Genomic DNA, 16,749 nt, shown 5'->3' on the forward strand with positions numbered 1-16,749 from the left:
ATTAACGCCTATTGAATTTCTTGAAAATGATAGAAACCAGGAACGCGATAGCAATAAGCCGAACCAACGTTATTATGCCGACATATGGCTGGGGATAGTCTATTGGACCGAATGGCGCGCCCATGAACACTTGGAACGAACGAGCGAATGAAGTTCCCCAACTGTTCATCAAGTTGGGGTTGCCGAACTTTACGACGTCGAAGATAGTCATCGCGATCAGTACTAATAGCACGCATCGCAGTAGGCGGCCAAGGCTCTCGCCGTTGCCCCAGACGAAGTCGCCCAGATGGAAGAGCAAAAGATCATAAAGTGCCCTCCACCAGAGAACGCCTGTGTACTTCGATCTGTAGTATTTTTCTTCAGAGAACACGGCCTTCCGGCAATGAATGCCTGTAGCTTCAAGCTCCAACTTCATCGCCTTGTTGGCCGATGCGACATCCCCTAGTTGGGCAAAGTTCATGCGGAGTGTGCGTGCGAAGCGGGCACGAAGGTTTTCGGGTTTGGGGTATTCGGTATCGAGGATAGTTGGGTCGATCGTGGTCCTCTCGAACGACGCATAGTCGAATTTGCATCCAGAAAACGTCGCGCCGTGGAGGTTAGAACCAAGGAACCGACAGCCTGTAAAATCGCAGGAGTCGAATTGCGCATTCCTAAGGTAACAAGAATCGAAAGTAGAATAGCGAAAATCCACATTCGTGAATTTTCGCCCCTTGGCGGATAGTCGAATGAATACATGGTTGCGGTACTGTGATGCAGATTCATCCTGCTCGAATCTTTTGTCCGTGAGGGGATTTCTGCTGCTGTCAGTGTACATCTGTAGCCTGATGATATTTCTACGAGTAGTAGCAATATAAGCTTTTACGAGCTTGGCCAGGCAATCACAATCTGGAATTCATCTAGATGTAGACGCTTCGGGAGTGAGCCGAGCCACGCAGTCTGAATGGACGACTGCTTTCAGGCGCGGACAGCCAGATTTCAAATACCGGCAACAAGCGCCAAGTGTCATTCCGCTACCCATGCCCCCTCTATGCCCCAAACCAATCGTCCTCCCCCCTCCCTACCCCCCCTTTGGCACAACTTTCCTTATTCCTCGGGCTTTTGAGCATGAGAGCACTCGATTCCGGCGGGAATTGTTCCTAGGTTAGGGTTCAGAATTCCGACAGAAGAACAGGTGCCCCGCATCACGGTGCCGGGGCCAGGACGGGAGATGACAATGACCGACAGGAAGCCGGGCCGCGGCCGGATTTACAGCTCGATCACCGAAACCATTGGCGACACGCCGCTTGTGCGGCTGGACCGCCTTGCGGAAAAGCACGGGGTGAAGGCCACTCTGCTGGGCAAGCTGGAGTTCTTCAACCCGATTTCCAGCGTTAAGGACCGCATCGGCGTTGCCATGATCGAGGCGATGGAAGCTGCGGGCCAGATCCAGCCGGGCAAGACCACGCTGGTGGAGCCGACCTCCGGCAACACCGGCATTGCGCTGGCCTTCGTGGCCGCCGCCAAGGGCTACCGGCTGATCCTCGTCATGCCGGAGACCATGTCCGTCGAGCGGCGCAAGATGTTCAAGATCCTCGGCGCCGAGCTGGAGCTGACCGAAGGGCCGAAGGGCATGAAGGGCGCCATCGCCCGCGCCCAGGAGCTGGTCAGCGAGATCCCCGGCGCGGTGATGCCGCAGCAGTTCGAGAACCCGGCCAACCCGGAGATCCACCGCCGCACCACGGCCGAAGAGATCTGGAACGATACGGACGGCAAGGTGGATGTGTTCGTCTCCGGCATCGGCACGGGCGGCACCATCACCGGCGTGTCGCAGGTGCTGAAGAGCCGCAAGCCGGGCCTGCATGTGGTGGCGGTGGAGCCGGCCGACAGCCCGGTCCTGTCCGGCGGCAACCCCGGCCCGCACAAGATCCAGGGCATTGGCGCCGGTTTCGTGCCGGGCGTGCTGGACACGTCGGTCTATGATGAGGTGATCAAGGTCACCAATGACGAGGCCTTCGCCACGGCCCGTGAGGTTGCCCGCACCGAGGGCGTGCCGGTTGGCATTTCCTCCGGCGCGGCGCTGACGGCGGCCATCAAGGTTGGTCAGCGCGACGGCATGGCCGGCAAGACCATCGTCGTCATCATCCCGTCCTTTGCCGAGCGCTATCTCTCCACGGCGCTGTTTGACGGGCTGGAGTGAGACAGGGCTGCAACGGCCAAGCGTAACAAAGCCCCGGCGGATGCTGCATCCGCCGGGGCTGAAGAAAACCCTCTCCGCCGTCATCCCGGACGCGCCCTGCGCGATCCGGGACCGGTGAGCCGGGGTGGATGCTGTTTCAACGCGTTTTGACCGAAAGGCTCGGGCTCACCGGTCCCGGATCTCCGCTTCGCTGCGTCCGGGATGACGGCGTTGAGGCAGAAAGAAAATGCGGCTCGTCGCCGTCCCCCCCTGACGCTTACCGCTCCATCCCGGTCTTGCCCTTCGTCCAGTAGGCAATCGCATACTGGCTGCCCTTGCCGAGGCTGAACTCCTTGCGGAACAGGGGGCGGAGCTGCTGGGCGGTCTGCTGTTCGCCGGCAAACCAGGCAAAGGCGGGCTTCGTGCCCGTAAAGATGGCGCGGATGGCCTGTTCCAGATCCGCATCGAAGCTTTCCGGGGCAAGGCCATGCACCGTGAGGCCGAGGCGGGCAACCTTGGCGGCGGAAAGATAGGCCAGCGCTTCCTCATCCGTGCCGAGCCCGAGGATCACATGTCCGCCGCCGGAAACGGGCGCGCCTTCCCGCTCCATGTCCGCCGCCAGCGCCTCGATCATGCGGGCCACGGCCGGCGCGCCGGTGCCATCGGCGGCAAGGAGCAGCGGGCCTGCGAGCGGCGGATGCTGGAAGCCGGAGGGGCCGAGCAGGCCGATCACATCGCCCTCATGGCAAGCCTCGGCCCAGTCCGAGACGGCGCCGCCCGCATGGCGGACAACGTCAATGTCGATTTCGCCGGCCTGCGTGCGGGTGTCCTTGAGGGTGTAATAGCGCATGTGCAGCCCGTCCGGCCCTTCCGGCAGGATCAGCGCGCCATTGGCGGCAAGCTTCGGCCAGACAGGGGTGCGGCCTTCCGGCGGCAGCAGCAATTTCACGTGAATCCCGTCGCTGCCAAAGCGCTCCATCCCCTCCACCTTGAAGGTGAGGCGGAGCAGGACAGGGCTGAGCGCCACCTTCTTCAGCACCGTCAGCTCGTGGAAATAGGGCGGGGCCACCTCGCCATCGCGCGGGTCATCGTCGGACCAGCGCAAGGCGGCGGTCGTGCCGGGCTGCAGCTCTTCGAGATGCTCCATCAGCCATTGCTTCAGCCGGTGCAGCGGAACCAGCCCGTTTGCCTGCACCGTGATGCGCAGCCCTTCGCCCTCATGAACGGTGAGGCCAACGGTGTTGGGGTCAAGGTTCAGCACCACTTCGGCCGGGGAGGGGCGGGTGATGTCCATGCCGTTGCGGAGCATTTCGGACACGAGCGTTTCCAGCAGGCCGGCGGGGGCGCCGCTGGGAAGCGTGGTGAAGGCAATCAGAGGGGCAGGGCCGTTCATGGGCGGACTTCCTCAAACATCGGCGGGGCGGGCTTGCGGCGCAGGAGTGTTGCCGTCAGCAGCACGGCAAGGCCGGACAGGGCCGTGGAAAGGGTGAAGAGGGTGCCATAGCCGAGCTTGTCCGCCAGCATGCCGGAGGCGCTCGACCCGGCCAGATAGACCACCAGCTGGGCGCAGGCGAGAATGGTGAAGTCCGTGCCGGGCTGGTCCTTCGAGGCGACGGACATGAACAGCGAATAGAGCACGACGATTTCCATGTAGCGGATCAGCGTCTGGAACCCGGCCGCACCGATGACCGTGTAGAGGCTGTCCGACAGACCCAGCGCATGCAGGGCGAACATCAGGAAGCAGATGGTTCTGAGGCCGCCAAGGGTGATCAGGGCCGTGCGGGTGCCCTGCCAGCGCATCAGGCCCACGGCCACCACGGAACCGAGAAGCCCGGCCGTCGCCGCCGAAGCGCCCGAGAGATAGCCGATCCAGGACAGCGGCAGCTTGATATCAACGAGGTAAGACCCTTCCATCGCCTTGACGAGGCCTTCGCTGGCGCGGAACACCAGTGCCACGATGAGGATCTGCACGGCCTCCGGGCGGCGGAAGAAGGCGCGGAGCGAGGGCCGGGGAGCAGCGGAGCGTTCGCTGGTTCGGGAAGGGCCGCTGTCCTCGTCTTCCTCCATCATCACGGTCATGGCGAGGGGAATGAGGGACAGGGCGGCGACGAAGAGCAGCGTCGGCTGCCAGCCCCATTTTTCGAACAGGAACAGCGACAGGCTGCCGCCGATGACGACGCCGAAGGCGACTGCCCCGCCCTGGCAGGCATTGCCGATGCCCCGGTCCGCTTCCGTCAGCTTCTGCGTGGCATAGCCGTCCGTGGCGATGTCCTGGGTCGACATGGCAACGGAAATGACCATGCAGATGATGAACAGCCCCACCACATCCGTGGGCTGGATGAAGGCCATGGCGAAAAGAGCGGCCGAGCAGGCGAGCTGCATCGGCACGATCCAGCCGCGCCGGTGGCCGATGGGCAAAAGACGGATTCGGTCGACGAAGGGCGCCCAGGCGAATTTCACCACCAGGGGCAGCATCAGCAGCGAGAAAAGCCCGATGGCCGTACGCGAAACGCCCTGCTCGCGCAGAACGGGCGGCAGGGCGGCGGCGATCAGATAGGTGGGAATGCCTTGCGCCAGATAGAGCCCGGCCAGCGTCACATAAAGACGGATCCGGCTCTTCTCTGCTGGTGCTGTCTGGGCTGGCGCTGTCTGGCTTTGGGGCGCTGGTGCATCCCGCATGGCACTGGTCTTTCCGGAAAAAAGGCAAGCCTCCCGCAATCGCTTGCGGGAGGCCTCAGGATCAGAAGGTCACGCGGTAGGTGAGGGCAACCGTACGGCCAAGGCCCGGCACTTCCGCGCCGCGCACGGCGCTGGCAACCGGGTTGACGTAATAGGTGTCCAGCACGTTGCGCACGCCCAGTGACAGCTTGCCGGACTTGCCCATGTCCTTGGACATGCCAAGGTGCAGCAGGGTCACATTCGGCAGATGCTGGCTCGTCTGCTTGCGGCCGGACAGATACTCCACCTCGGCGCGCGCCATGATGTCGTACATGAACCGCATTTCACCATAGAGGTTGATCTTGTAGGTGTTGGGGATGCGGTTGTTCGGCAGGTATTCGCCGGCATCAATCTTGCCATCGCCATTGGCGTCATACTTGCCTTCCACATAGGCGAAGACGGTGCCGATCTTCAGCCGGTCGGTGGCATCCGCTTCGGCAGTGAGGTCAAAGCCCCAGATCTTTTCCTTCTGCTGGGAAACGCTGTTTGTGGTGGCGTCGAAGGACGTGCCCTTGTCCGAAGTGGAGATATAGGCGCTGGCGGTGCCGCGGAACCGGCCCCAGTCTCCGCGCAAGCCCGCTTCATAAGTGTTCACGAGCGCCGGTTCCGGGGCGATGTTCGCATAGCTGATGTTGAGGTTCGGCGCGCCGGTTCCGCAACCATAAGCAGCCAGAATAGAGCCGTATGTCGCGCAGATGTCGGCAACGGAATTGGCGCCGGCCCGGCGTGTGAAACCGCCAATGTCCGCGAGGGAATAACCTTGCGAGAAATTGGCGAAGGCCTGCGCTTCCTCGGTCAGATCAAACACACCGCCGATGTTGTAGGTCGGCGAATTATAGGTGAAGCTGCCGCCGGTGACGCTGACTTCGCGCAGCGGGACCCGGAAACCATTGTACAGGAAAATACCCGACGGCCGGGTGAAGTCTTCGACATCAAGGTAGAACTGGTCGAAGCGGGCGCCACCCTGCAGGGTGAACCGGTCTGTCACGGGCACTTCCAGCTGGGCAAAGGCGCCGATCTGGTTCTGCGTCATCGGTGCAATGACAGCGGCCCCATCCACGCGCTCCTGCGTCGTGTGATCGTAAGTGTAGTCGGCACCCCAGGTGATCTTCGCGCCGTCACGGATGAAGTCCAGGTCACTGTTGACCGTTGCATTGATCCCGGCGCGGTCGCTTTTGAGAATGGTCTGGTTGTAGGGCGATACAACGGTGGACCCATTCGATGCGCCATAGACGAACGAGTTTGCAGTCGAAAGAGTGTTGAACAGGGACTGCTTCCGGATGGAATTGTAGAATGCCGTCACGTTCAAGGTGCCGAAGATGAAGTCATTCTCGGTGAATGTTCCAGTAAAATACTTGGAATCTTCCTTCAGGCGCTCGCCGGTATAGGGTGAGTTGAAGTCCGGGCTGATCGGGTTGCTGGAGTAGTTGGTCAGCCAGTCGGGCTTCTGGTCGAGATAGGTCCAGTCGAAGGACAGGCCGAAACGGCGGCTCTCATTCTCGTATCCGAGCGAGGTGAACATGTTGCCCTGACGCGTCCGGTCACTGCCGCCCTGCCCGATCATGGCATCAGAGGGCATTTCGTTGCCGCGGCCATCATAGGTCTTGCGGGTCATGTCGCCGGAGAGGGAGAAGAAATAGTCGAACTGGCGGATACGGCCTTCCACATTGGCACTCACGGACGGGGCAATGGAATTGCCGATGTCCTGGGTGTAGGCGGATGCCTGGGTGGTGATGGTGGTGCGGATGCCCTCTTCCACCCCGCGCTTGGTGATGAAGTTGATGGTGCCGCCGGTTGCGCCTGCGCCATAAAGGCTGGAAGACCCATTCACCACTTCGATGCGCTCGATCGTGTTGAGATCGATCATCGACAGGATGCGGGAGTTATCGCGCAGCGGCGTGTTGCGCGGCACGCCATCGACCATGATCAGCACGCTGCGGCCACGGAAGGTTTCCGAGGCACCCGAAAGGGTCTGGTTCGACGGGGCAAAGCCCGGAACAAGGCGGGAGATCAGATCGGTTGGATCGGTGGAGCCAAAACTGGCAGCCTCGATCTGTTCGCGGTCGATGACGACAACCGACTGCGCCAGCGTGCTGACTGCACTTTCACTGCGCCCCGCAGTGATGACGATCTTGTCGAGGGTGGACGTCTTCTGCGCGGTCTCATCCTGCGCCAATGCCGGAAAGGCTGCGATAAGCGCCGTTGTCGTCAGCGCGAGTGTCTTCAGATGCATGGCCTGCCACCTTTTGCATGTGTGTTTCAAGTCGGTTGGCGGTGGCTTGGCCCTTGCGGCCTGGCTTCCTGATATTGGCGCTACAACTGCATATATGAATTATGGATTCAAGTTTTGTTCGGTATGTGCGCCTTGCAAAAGTTGTGCTGTTGCGTTCACGCAACATTTCCGCAACGGCACAATGGGTTGCGTAGATCCGTGCCGAGGGCTGGCATCGGCCGCTGGGCGGCATCGCCATAGCCAATGGCAAAGCGCACCTTGTTGATGCAGACCCTCGGCATTGCCGGATTGAACAGATCGAACATCTTGTGCCGTTCCGCCAGCTCCGGATGGGCCGCCATGTAAGCCTCAAGCACATCCGCCAGAAGCCGGTAGAACCTGTCTTCCGGCAGCACGCCGGACGCCTCGAGCCGGGCAGAGAAGAAGCGCAGCACGGTGACGAAATGCGCCGTCTGGATGTTGTGAACGATATAGGCCGGAGGCTTCGACGGCAGCACCGCCCTCACTTCGTCCGGCAGGTCCGCCTGTTCGGGAAACACCACATTGACCAGATCCACGTCGCCCTGCAGATCCTTGATGGCAATGCCAGCCGGCACGTCCCTTTCCAGCACCACGGTGATGTTCTGCCCATGGGCGATGAAGCCCGTGCCGAAGCGGCAGAGCATGTGATAGAGCGGCACCACGCTGACCTCGAAGAGGCGCTTCAGCCAGTCCTCGAAGTCCAGTCCCGCCCGGCGGGCATGGGCCACGGCCAGCGGCCGCCCCTCCGCATCGGGATGCAGCAGCGCGGCATAGAGACAGGCGCGGCGGTTTGGCCCCACCCGGCCGGAGGCATTGTCGCGCCAGATCACGCCCAGCGTTTCGCCATGCTGATAGGGCGCATCCTCCATCTGGCCATAGAGCGGGTGCCGGTACCAGATGCCGCGTGCCTCGCGCAGGATCGTCACGTGCCGGGCCAGCAGATCATCTGAGGCCACGATGCCTTCCAGCCAGTCAGAGAGCGCAGCGCCGATGGCGATGTATTTGCCCGGAATGCCGCGCCAGGCGGAGGTGTTGAGGATGGTCAGCGCCACCTTCACATCCGCAGAGCCGGGCCGGTCGATGCTGGTGAGCGTGCGCAGGCTGGGACCGGCCACATAGCGCCCGCCGAAGCTGCCGAGAAACACCAGATCGCCGGTGGCAAGATCCGTGACATAGGCCTGCTGGATCACATTGTCCCACTGCCAGGGATGCACGGGGATCAGCGTGTGGGTCTCAAGGCTGAGCCCCTTTTCCGTGAGGCGGGCGAGAAGCTTTGCCGCCTCAGCTTCGCCGAGCTGGCGGCGCAGGAACGCCGCTTCATAGTCGTCACCGCCCAGACGGCAGTTCTGCCGGCTGGCTGCCAGCCAGAACAGGGAGAAGGGTTCGGCCGATTCCGGTGAATAGCGGGCAAGGTCATCCGCGCCCCAGCCAAGGCGCCCCTTGTTGGCCACCGCCTTGGGGTGGCCTTCCAGCAGGCCGTGCAGCACATGCACGGGCAAGTCGAGCAGCCGGTCCGCCTCAAGGCCTTCCGTTTTCTGATGCAGGATCATGTCCTGCCGCAGGGTGTTGGAAAGTTCGCGCAGGAAGGTGGCAAGGGTTTCCGGCGCCATGCCGAGCTCGGCCCTTGCGTCCAGCGTGAACTGCAGCGGCGAGGTGGCCCCCTCCGGCTCACGGCGGATTGTCCGGCTGTCCGTCAGAAGGTTGCCCCAGGCGCCCGTGCGGGCGGCAAAGCGCCAGGTGATGCCGGACTTGAGGCGCAGGGCATATTCGCTGTCGCCTTCTGCTTCCGGCGCCAGCACTTCCTCGTAGGTCAGTTCGTCCAGCATCTTGGCAAGGCCTGCGCGGCAAACCTCCTGCCAGCGGGCGTCAGCGGCGCTCCGGCTGTCTGCCGGGGTGGAGACTGCAAAGGGCGCGTTCACAGCCGCACCTCCGAGAAGAACCGGTCACGCGGGCAGCGCATCAGGGCCGAGCGCTTGTGCGGGAAGTCGAACTCCTTGACCTTTTCGTAGCCGACTTCAGCGGCGTAGTTCAGTAGCTTGGCATTGTCGACGCGCGGCTCGCCCATGATGTTTTCCGTCATCGGGCAATCAAGGAAGAGGTAATGCAGCAGGCCGCGCAGCCAGGCGCCGGTCTTGGCGCGGCCAAGGTGGCGGCGCTCGCCGATCAGCCCATGCCAGGCCCGGTCCCAGGGGCCGCTGTCATAGAAGGGGCCAAGCCGGTCCTCCCGCACCCAGTAGGTCTCGAAATAGCCAGCATCCTCGCCGTTGAAACAGCCGATCAGCGGATAGGTATGCGGCCGCTCCGCGAAGGCGGCGAGATAATCGCGCAGCTTCGGCTTGTCCCAGGCCAGTTCCCAGAAATAGGCGACGCGGCCATCGTTCATCCAGCGGTGGAAGGTGTCGAGGTCCCGGTCGATGTCCACCGCACGGAAGGAAACGGTGAGATCGGCCACCGGATCATACCGCTCGTAGACCACGCCCACCGGATGGGGCGGGCGCAAGGGGTGGTCGCGGCCATCAGGGCCGGGTACCAGACCGGTGCGCAGCCGTCCCGTGGGCCTGTGCCCCAGCCAGAGCTGGTCTGTCTGATAAAAGCCGTCGCGGCGCACCTCCAGCCCGCCCGCAACCGGATGGGCAAAGGGCAGATCACGGATGGTGAGCGGCGCATCCGCCGGATCAAGGATCAGCCGGTGAAGCCTTCCGTCGGCGGCAAAGGCCGCTTCCAGCGCCCGCAGCACGGCGCCGGTCAGTTCGTCCGCGCCGGGCGTTGCGCCGTTCAGGCGCAGCGACAGAACCGGTGTTTCCCCGGCGCTGTCGAGGCGGGTGGTCACGAGGGCTTCCGCCCGGGTGGTGCTGGCAGCATGAATGTTCATGGGCTGGGTCTCCGTGTCACTTCCCGTCCGCGCGCATCAGCGGCAGCAGCGGGTTCGGCATTTCAAGGAAGGCGGCAAGCTGGCCCGAGCCATCGCCCGAGGCCTCGTTCACGTTGCTGAGGCTGGTGCGGTAGTTGCCCTTGCTCACCCAGGTGGGGCGGTTCAGCAGGAAATCATGCAGGCTGGAGTCACCCCGGCTCTGCGCCTTCTCCCGCTGCAGGAAGGTCAGAAGGCAGCGGTTGGCCCGCTCTTCCGTGATGAGGTCATCCAGCACCAGTGTGGCGATCACGCTCATCAGATTGTTGACGATGACGTAGTAGCAGAAGAGCCCGTCACCTAGTTCCGGCGGCACCACGTTCTCCGCGTGGCGGCCGATATCGGGCAGGTGCCTGGCCAGCATCTCGTGATGGGTGGTCAGATGGCCGGTGCCCTGACAGTCGCGCAGCCACAGATGCGCGGGCCAGCCGTGCTCATCCAGCGCCAGCGTCATGTTTTGCTGATGCGCCCCAAAAAGCAGGCCGTAGCGGGCGCGGATTTCCAGAAGCGGATGGATCGCCACATCCAGGAAGCCCTGCAGCCAGCTTACCGCCAGATCTTCCGCTGCACTGCCATCGCGGGCGGCACGGGCCAGGATCAGTTCGCCCAGCGGAGAAGCGCCATCCGGGCGCTGCTCGCACAGGCCTGCCATCATCACCGGACCGGCAGTGGTTTCATCACGGAACGGGTTGTCGCGCAGGACAACGAAACTTTCCTCCAGCGCCCCGCCATCGGCATCCTTCAGCGCCACATAGGCAGGCTCGCGCAGGATGGATGCCTTCGGGAATTCGGCGGCAAGACTGTCCCCGATCGGGCCATCCAGCAATTCGGCCAGTTGCAGCCCACGTTCCACCTCCTTGCGCGCCAAGGTGCGCCGCGAGTTGGTGAGCCGCAGGGAGAGCGAGAATTTCAGCATGGACGGTGCATGCCAGGCATGGACACCCCGGAACGAGCCGGTGGCGGCAAAGGGCTGGCCCAGCTCGCCCAGCGGCCGCAGCAGGCCTTCGCGCAGGAGGGCGATGACATCCACCCGGGCAAGAAGCTTCGGCGCCTGAAACGGATGCCAAGGCAGCGGCACGAAGCCGTCTTCCGGCTGGTGCAGCTCTTGCGGCAAGGACGGATCGCTCTGGGCCAGCGCCCGCAGCATCTGTTCTGCCGGGGTCAGCGTGCCGCTGGCAAGGACGAGGATGGAGCGGTGGGCGAGGCACCAGAACAGCGGGAAGCGTCCGCCCAGATCCGGCGCGAAGCGGCGGGCATCCTCCAGATCCAGCCCGTCGCGGCTGCGCGGATTGGGATGGGTGGCGTGGCCGCCGGTCAGGGCCTGCTCGCCCTGCTGGAAAGTCCAACCTGAGGCGAGGCCCAGCGGCGGGCGGGCACGGAAGGCTGCTTCGGCGGCAAGGCGGCTGTCCATCACCCGCTGCAGCAGCTTCATCTGCAGGGCTTCATCGCCCGCGCTTGCCACAGGATCAGTAACGAGCAGGGCCAGAGCCGTAGCCAGCGGTACCTTGCGCAGGCTGCCATCAGCGCCCATCAGGCAGAAGGGCAGGCGCACGGCGGTGCGGAAGGGGGTGCGGGCCGGGGCGTGGATCAAAAGCGCACCGCCGCCCGCAAGCGGCAGTTTCAGGATTTCCCCGCCCGGCGCGGCAAAACCGTCCGGCAGGGAGGCCTCAAGGCTTGCCCGCTCACCGGGGGCAAGCGCAGACCAGCCGTCCCACTCACGCAGAAGGGCATTCAGGAAAGCGCTGGCGGCGGAATGATCGGCCAGCGCTGCGGCATCCATGGGCGCGGCAGCGGGTGTCATCCGGTTTGAAGGCAGAAGCTGGTTCATGCCGGGTCCTCGTCAATCGGGATCAGGTCAGCCGCCGCCGCCAGGACCGGGGCAGGTCTGGCAGGCGGCGGCGATGGTGGCGGCCGGGTTACCCGACGGCCCGGGTGAGCGGGGCTTCATCCGGGAGGCGCTTCGGCCAGTCCACCAGTTCCGGTCCGGCGCTGACATCGAAGAGGTCTTCTCCGGTCAGGGCGTTGATGATGACGGCGCTGCGCCAGGCCATGAGGCTCATCTGCGGATCGACGATGCCATGCGACGACAGGCCGAGATTGAGGCCGAAGAGGCCGATGCTGGAGGGCCCATCCCATTGCAGGCGGTAGCTGGCATCCAGAACCGGCAGGCCATTGGCATCGAGATCCAGCCGGTGGCGCAGCGGCTCAAGGCAGGCTGGCAGGGCAGGGCGGGCGCCGGTCGCCAGGATCACCGCGTCAGCACCGAAAAGCTCGCTTTCGCCGCTGGTGATCGCGTGGGTGTGCAGCAGGAACCCGCCGTTCTGCCGGTCCATCGCCTCCAGATTGCGCCCCGGCAGCAGGGAAATGCAGTTCTCGCCCAAGAGATGGCGGCGGCGGTAGATCTCTGCAAAGAGTGTGTCCACCGTAGCGGGCGTCAGGCCGTCGCTGGCGAGCTTCTGGCCAGAAATCTCGCTGCGCTGGGCCTCGAAGGGGAGCGTCTGATAGGCCGCGACATAACCCGGCGTGAACACCTGATCGACAAAGCCGCCTTCCTCCAGCGGCGAGAACCGCGGCAGATTGCTGATCCAGCTTACATGCGCAGGCGCGCCCTCGGCACGGGTCAGAAGATCCAGCACGATTTCCGCGCCGGTCTGACCGCCGCCGATCACGGCCACGCGCTTGCCCGTGAAGCTGCGCGGCTGGGGCAGGTAGGCTCCCGCATGGAAGCAGTCAGCCCCCAGATGCGCGGCCGTGCAGGGCGGCACAAACGGCGCCATGCCTGCGCCTGCAATGAGATTGTGCGCCAGCTCCGTGCGGCCGCTGGCAAATTCCAGCCGCAGGCGGCTGCCGTCCAGATGCACGGCCGTGGCTTCCTCGCCAAAGCTGAGGGTGTCGAGCCGTCCGCTCACCCATTGCAGATATTCGTTGAACTCCATCCGGGTGACGCCGGTGAAGCGGCCGGAGAGGAAATCGTAGAAGCGCTTCTTCTCCACCAGAAAGGCGGTGAAGGAATGGGGGCTCGTCGGCAGGACGGGCGTCACCAGATCCTTGAGGAACGAGGTCTGCAGGATCGAGCCGGGGAACATCAGACCCTGATGCCAGACGAATTGCTTCTTCTTTTCAAAGAAGCGCGCATTCAGCCCCGGCACGCTGTCGAGGAGCGCAGCAACGCTGAGATTGAAGGGGCCGATGCCAATTCCGGCCACATCAAGCGGCAAGGCGGGGGTGCCGGCATGGGGGCGCATTTCGAGCACGGGGTTCATTCGGATGCTCCTTTATGAGGGGCGTGGGCAGGGGCGGCGGCGGACAGATCCGGGAGGGGGAGTTGAAGCGCCGGGCCGCTGCTGCGGCTGAAACGGGTGAGGATTGGGATGAGAATTGCGGTGAGCGCGGTTGCGCCCGCCAGAACGGCAAGGGCCATGTCGAGGCTGATGGAGCCCAGAACACCGCCCGCAAGGGAGCCCGCAGCAAGCCCTGCAAATTGCAGGCTGCTGAGGCGGGTGGAGGCCAGGGCGCGGCCTGACGCTGGCATGCCTTCGGCAGACAGCGTCAGCGCCGTATTGGCGCCCAGGGCAACGGAAAGACCGGCAGCGGTGAGCGCTGCGGCAAGCGCCAGCACCGGCAGGCTGGTGGCAAAGGCGAGAAGGCCAAGCCCGGCAGCGCAAAGCACTGCCCCGGCCAGGCGGCCTGCCTGAAGGCGGTGGCCGATGATCCGCTCAAGGCCGAGTTGCACGGCAATGCCCACCGCGACAGAGACGGCAAGGCACAGTCCGGCTGCGCTGGCCGCTTCCGAAGGAGAGAGGGACAACCGCTGCGCGATGACGGGGCCAAGGAGCACATAAGCCGCGCCGGTGGACAGCTGCAGCAGGAAACCAAGAGACAGAGGCCCCGCCAGCGGGCGCCAGCCCGGTCTGGCTGCACCAGCTTCCATCTTCGGAACCGGGCGGACGGCAGGTTTTTCGCCTGCACCCTGAAGCAGGAAAAGCACAAGCGCCGCCAGATAGACCGGCAGGGGCAGCAGAACGGGCGCCCAGGCGCCAAGCAGAAGCAGGGGCGCGATCAGGGCGTTTCCGGCGAGGCGGCCAATGCCGTTCATGGCATTGAGCCGGCCGATGTGACCGGCCAGCGCCGCGCCCTCTGTTCCGGTGTCCTGCGGTTTCCGGACCGTGCCCGCGCTTTGTGCCAGCGGCAGAATGGCCGGGGCGCTGAGGCTGTAGATCAGGCGTCCGGCAGCCAGAAGCGCGAAGGCCGGCAGGGCGGCGAGCCAGCCATATGCTGCTGCGGCAATGCCTGCGCCCATCATCATGGCGCCGAGGCCGGCACCTGTCAGTGTCAGCTGCAGGGCCCGGTCAAGCCCGCGACTGGCTGCCACACGGCCCCAGCCCGGAATGGCAAGAGCGGCCGCGAGCAGACCAAGCCCGACCAGGGCCCCGAGCGTTGCGAGACTGACACCGAAAAGATGCTGCAATACCGGCACAAGGGCGATCAATGCCGCCTGATGGAATGCATTGGCCGCCAGGGCCAGCATCAGCATCCGGAGTTTTGTCACGGGTACGCAACCTTGAGTTTTTGATTTTGCCTTCGATACCTGAGTTTTTGATTCAAGTAAAGATGGTTGATGATCCCGGCCCGGCGAAAGGTGCAGCAAAAATTTTTGGAACAAAGTTCTCCGTGGTGTGTTTTGCTACCGTGTGTGGGAAAAACAGGATGGCTTTCAGTTTTTTCTCAATTCAGGGATCAACAGGGCCATCTGCAAGAAATGGAGGATAAATAATGATCCAAAGGATTCTTGCTACAACCGCTCTTGTTTCTGTACTTGTTGCCGCTCCGGCAATGGCGCAGGACATGAATAATGCGCCGGGGACGGCGCCGTCTGTCGAAAACCCTGCAGTAATGCCAAGTGCTCCGATGGATACACAGCCGGGCGTGATGCCTGAGCAGGACATGAGCCAGCCCTCTGGCACGATGGCTCCGTCCGGCCTCTCCGGCATCACATCCGAGGTTGTCGCCAGCAGCCTGATCGGTGAGGACGTCCATGCGACCGGTTCCACCGAAGGCGAGCGCATCGGCAGAGTGTCCGATGTGGCGATGACCGAGACCGGTGAGGTCAACGCCGTGATCATCTCGGTTGACAGCACCGCTGAGGCCGAAGGCAAGGACGTTGCCGTTCCCTTTGATCAGTTGACCTGGATCGACCAGAACGGCGAAAGCCGCCTGATGGTGCAGATGACGCCGCAGCAGCTGAATGCAGAACCTGCCTTCGACAAGACCAGCCTGACCGGCCCGTCGGTGATCGATGAGCTGAGCGAATCGGTCGGTTTGACCGACGATACCGCCGGCACCACCACGGCGATGCCGGGGGCAGGAGCCACGGGCCAGGTGGATGGCAGCCAGGCAGCTGGTGTCAATGTGATCAGCACTGACAACCTGATCGGCACCAATCTGGTCACGGCAGACGGCAGCACCGCCGGGAAGATCTCCGATGTGGTGATCGCGCCCGCCGGCAAGGCCGAGGCCTATGTGATCAACGTGGGCGGCGTGCTTGGCATCGGCAGCAAGCCGGTGGCCGTTGAAGCCTCCAACGTGATGATCCAGCGGGATGCCGAGGGCACCATTCAGGCCACCACGTCGGTGACGCCCGAGGCCATCGAGAATGCTCCGGCCTATACGCTGGAAGCCTACCGGCAGAGCCCGGAAACCACGGTTATCCGCTAACCCTGCCTGAACTTAGGTCAAATCCTGCGTGGCGCCCGCAATCGTGGGCGCCACCGGCCGGACTATTTCCCTTCATCCGGGCCGGCTTCCGGCCCTGACACAGGAGCACATCATGCCTGCAGCAGTTCAGAATGCCGCAAATGACACCAGCAAGTCTGTTTCCGCCAAGGATCTGGAAGAGCGCATCGCCCGCGTCCGGGCCGACGTCGCCGATCTCGGCAAGGCCGTCGCCAGCTATGGCAGCGGCAAGGCCGATGACCTGAAGGTCGCCGGTGAGGACGCGCTGGAAACGCTCAAGAAAGAGCTTGCCGATCTGGAAGGCAAGGTTGCCACACAGGTTCGCGCCCGCCCGCTCCAGTCGCTGGCCATTGCCGCTGGCGCCGGCGTGCTCGCAGCCCTGCTGATGCGGCGCTAAACCATGCGCCTTCTGGCTTCCCTCGCCCTGGACACCCTGGGTGATGCAAAAGGAAGGCTGCGGCAGCTTCGCCGCAGCGTCCTGCTGCTTGGGGGTTGTGCCCTGCTGGTGCTCACCGCCTGGGGCTTCGGCGCCACCGCCGCCGTGATCTGGGTGATCCGCACCGGATATGATCCGGTTGCCGTCCTTTTCGTTGCTGCGCTGCTGCTGCTGTCTCTGGCTGCGCTGCTGGTGGCCATCATGATGCTTTTGAACCGGCAGGACCGGCGCAAGCGTGAGCAGAAACGCGCGCTCAACGCCATTGCTCTTGCCGCGGCTGCACCCCTTCTGGCGGGCGGCGGAAAGGGCAAGACCATGGGCCTGGCCGTTCTCGCAATAGCCGGCCTGTTCCTCGCCACCCGCACCCGCTCGTCCGGCAGCGAATAACACCACCCACTGAGCTTGACTCAGTGGGTGGTAACCAAGTCCGCGCGGTGCCAGAGCAATGTTCCAGAGCAATTTCCTGCCGTGATGCGCCTGCATCGGGAGCCTTGGAACAAACCCTTACCAAGCCAACCATCTGCATTCGTCCCGGTCTTGTGCCG

The 16,749-nt window shown here is 63.7% G+C and carries 13 protein-coding genes; 4 read left to right on the forward strand and 9 right to left on the reverse strand.

Annotated features, from left to right (window positions below):
* Nucleotide 1: 1 nt before the first annotated feature.
* Nucleotides 2-814: a pentapeptide repeat-containing protein gene (locus tag AC0CMF_RS16125; RefSeq protein ID WP_374630052.1), complete on the reverse strand. Its 813-nt coding sequence runs from the start codon at nt 812-814 to the stop codon at nt 2-4.
* A 399-nt stretch (nt 815-1,213) separates the two neighbouring features.
* Here AC0CMF_RS16125 and cysK point away from each other — a divergent pair, with 399 nt between their 5' ends.
* Entirely contained in the window at nt 1,214-2,176 is a 963-nt protein-coding gene (gene cysK / locus AC0CMF_RS16130) for a cysteine synthase A (RefSeq protein ID WP_374630053.1), read from the forward strand.
* A gap of 256 nt (nt 2,177-2,432) precedes the next feature.
* Here cysK and AC0CMF_RS16135 read toward each other — a convergent pair whose 3' ends face one another.
* From AC0CMF_RS16135 to AC0CMF_RS16170, 8 genes are all read right to left on the reverse strand, one after another.
* Nucleotides 2,433-3,548 (reverse strand): siderophore-interacting protein, encoded by a 1,116-nt coding sequence (locus tag AC0CMF_RS16135; RefSeq protein ID WP_374630054.1) that lies wholly within the window; start codon nt 3,546-3,548, stop codon nt 2,433-2,435.
* A complete protein-coding gene (locus AC0CMF_RS16140; RefSeq protein WP_374630055.1) occupies nt 3,545-4,834 on the reverse strand; it encodes an MFS transporter in 1,290 nt (429 codons plus the stop codon). The genes AC0CMF_RS16135 and AC0CMF_RS16140 overlap by 4 nt, the downstream gene beginning before the upstream one ends.
* 61 nt (nt 4,835-4,895) lie before the next feature.
* Entirely contained in the window at nt 4,896-7,106 is a 2,211-nt protein-coding gene (locus tag AC0CMF_RS16145; protein WP_050473540.1) for a TonB-dependent receptor, read from the reverse strand.
* Between the two features lie 155 nt (nt 7,107-7,261).
* Entirely contained in the window at nt 7,262-9,046 is a 1,785-nt protein-coding gene (locus AC0CMF_RS16150; protein WP_374630056.1) for an IucA/IucC family protein, read from the reverse strand.
* A complete protein-coding gene (locus tag AC0CMF_RS16155) occupies nt 9,043-9,999 on the reverse strand; it encodes a GNAT family N-acetyltransferase (RefSeq protein WP_374630057.1) in 957 nt (318 codons plus the stop codon). Before AC0CMF_RS16155 ends, AC0CMF_RS16150 begins: the two co-directional genes overlap by 4 nt.
* A 16-nt stretch (nt 10,000-10,015) precedes the next feature.
* Nucleotides 10,016-11,863: an IucA/IucC family protein gene (locus tag AC0CMF_RS16160; protein ID WP_374630058.1), complete on the reverse strand. Its 1,848-nt coding sequence runs from the start codon at nt 11,861-11,863 to the stop codon at nt 10,016-10,018.
* An 88-nt stretch (nt 11,864-11,951) separates the two neighbouring features.
* The gene (locus AC0CMF_RS16165; protein ID WP_374630059.1) at nt 11,952-13,298 is read right to left on the reverse strand and encodes a lysine N(6)-hydroxylase/L-ornithine N(5)-oxygenase family protein; all 1,347 of its coding nucleotides are present in this window, start codon (nt 13,296-13,298) and stop codon (nt 11,952-11,954) included.
* A complete protein-coding gene (locus AC0CMF_RS16170) occupies nt 13,295-14,584 on the reverse strand; it encodes an MFS transporter (RefSeq protein WP_374630060.1) in 1,290 nt (429 codons plus the stop codon). The genes AC0CMF_RS16165 and AC0CMF_RS16170 overlap by 4 nt, the downstream gene beginning before the upstream one ends.
* Nucleotides 14,585-14,979: 395 nt before the next feature.
* Here AC0CMF_RS16170 and AC0CMF_RS16175 point away from each other — a divergent pair, with 395 nt between their 5' ends.
* The 3 genes from AC0CMF_RS16175 to AC0CMF_RS16185 all read left to right on the forward strand — a co-directional run bounded on the left by AC0CMF_RS16175 (nt 14,980) and on the right by AC0CMF_RS16185 (nt 16,591).
* On the forward strand, nt 14,980-15,750 hold the full coding sequence (locus AC0CMF_RS16175; protein WP_160318750.1) for a PRC-barrel domain-containing protein: 771 nt from the start codon (nt 14,980-14,982) through the stop codon (nt 15,748-15,750).
* Nucleotides 15,751-15,862: 112 nt separating this feature from the next.
* Entirely contained in the window at nt 15,863-16,165 is a 303-nt protein-coding gene (locus AC0CMF_RS16180) for a hypothetical protein (protein WP_082206017.1), read from the forward strand.
* A gap of 3 nt (nt 16,166-16,168) precedes the next feature.
* A complete protein-coding gene (locus AC0CMF_RS16185) occupies nt 16,169-16,591 on the forward strand; it encodes a hypothetical protein (protein WP_186391481.1) in 423 nt (140 codons plus the stop codon).
* Nucleotides 16,592-16,749 lie beyond the last annotated feature (158 nt).

It is taken from the genome of Pannonibacter sp. CBAS1226 (assembly GCF_055685825.1).

What these genes read in the sequence shown, in the direction of transcription:
- AC0CMF_RS16175 (WP_160318750.1), top strand. Translation starts at nt 14,980, where the DNA reads ATGAGCCAGCCCTCTGGCACGATGGCTCCGTCCGGCCTCTCCGGCATC.
- AC0CMF_RS16160 (WP_374630058.1), bottom strand. Translation starts at nt 11,863, where the DNA reads ATGAACCAGCTTCTGCCTTCAAACCGGATGACACCCGCTGCCGCGCCC.
- AC0CMF_RS16125 (WP_374630052.1), bottom strand. Translation starts at nt 814, where the DNA reads ATGTACACTGACAGCAGCAGAAATCCCCTCACGGACAAAAGATTCGAG.
- AC0CMF_RS16180 (WP_082206017.1), top strand. Translation starts at nt 15,863, where the DNA reads ATGCCTGCAGCAGTTCAGAATGCCGCAAATGACACCAGCAAGTCTGTT.
- cysK (WP_374630053.1), top strand. Translation starts at nt 1,214, where the DNA reads ATGACCGACAGGAAGCCGGGCCGCGGCCGGATTTACAGCTCGATCACC.
- AC0CMF_RS16140 (WP_374630055.1), bottom strand. Translation starts at nt 4,834, where the DNA reads ATGCGGGATGCACCAGCGCCCCAAAGCCAGACAGCGCCAGCCCAGACA.
- AC0CMF_RS16145 (WP_050473540.1), bottom strand. Translation starts at nt 7,106, where the DNA reads ATGCATCTGAAGACACTCGCGCTGACGACAACGGCGCTTATCGCAGCC.
- AC0CMF_RS16135 (WP_374630054.1), bottom strand. Translation starts at nt 3,548, where the DNA reads ATGAACGGCCCTGCCCCTCTGATTGCCTTCACCACGCTTCCCAGCGGC.
- AC0CMF_RS16155 (WP_374630057.1), bottom strand. Translation starts at nt 9,999, where the DNA reads ATGAACATTCATGCTGCCAGCACCACCCGGGCGGAAGCCCTCGTGACC.
- AC0CMF_RS16185 (WP_186391481.1), top strand. Translation starts at nt 16,169, where the DNA reads ATGCGCCTTCTGGCTTCCCTCGCCCTGGACACCCTGGGTGATGCAAAA.
- AC0CMF_RS16165 (WP_374630059.1), bottom strand. Translation starts at nt 13,298, where the DNA reads ATGAACCCCGTGCTCGAAATGCGCCCCCATGCCGGCACCCCCGCCTTG.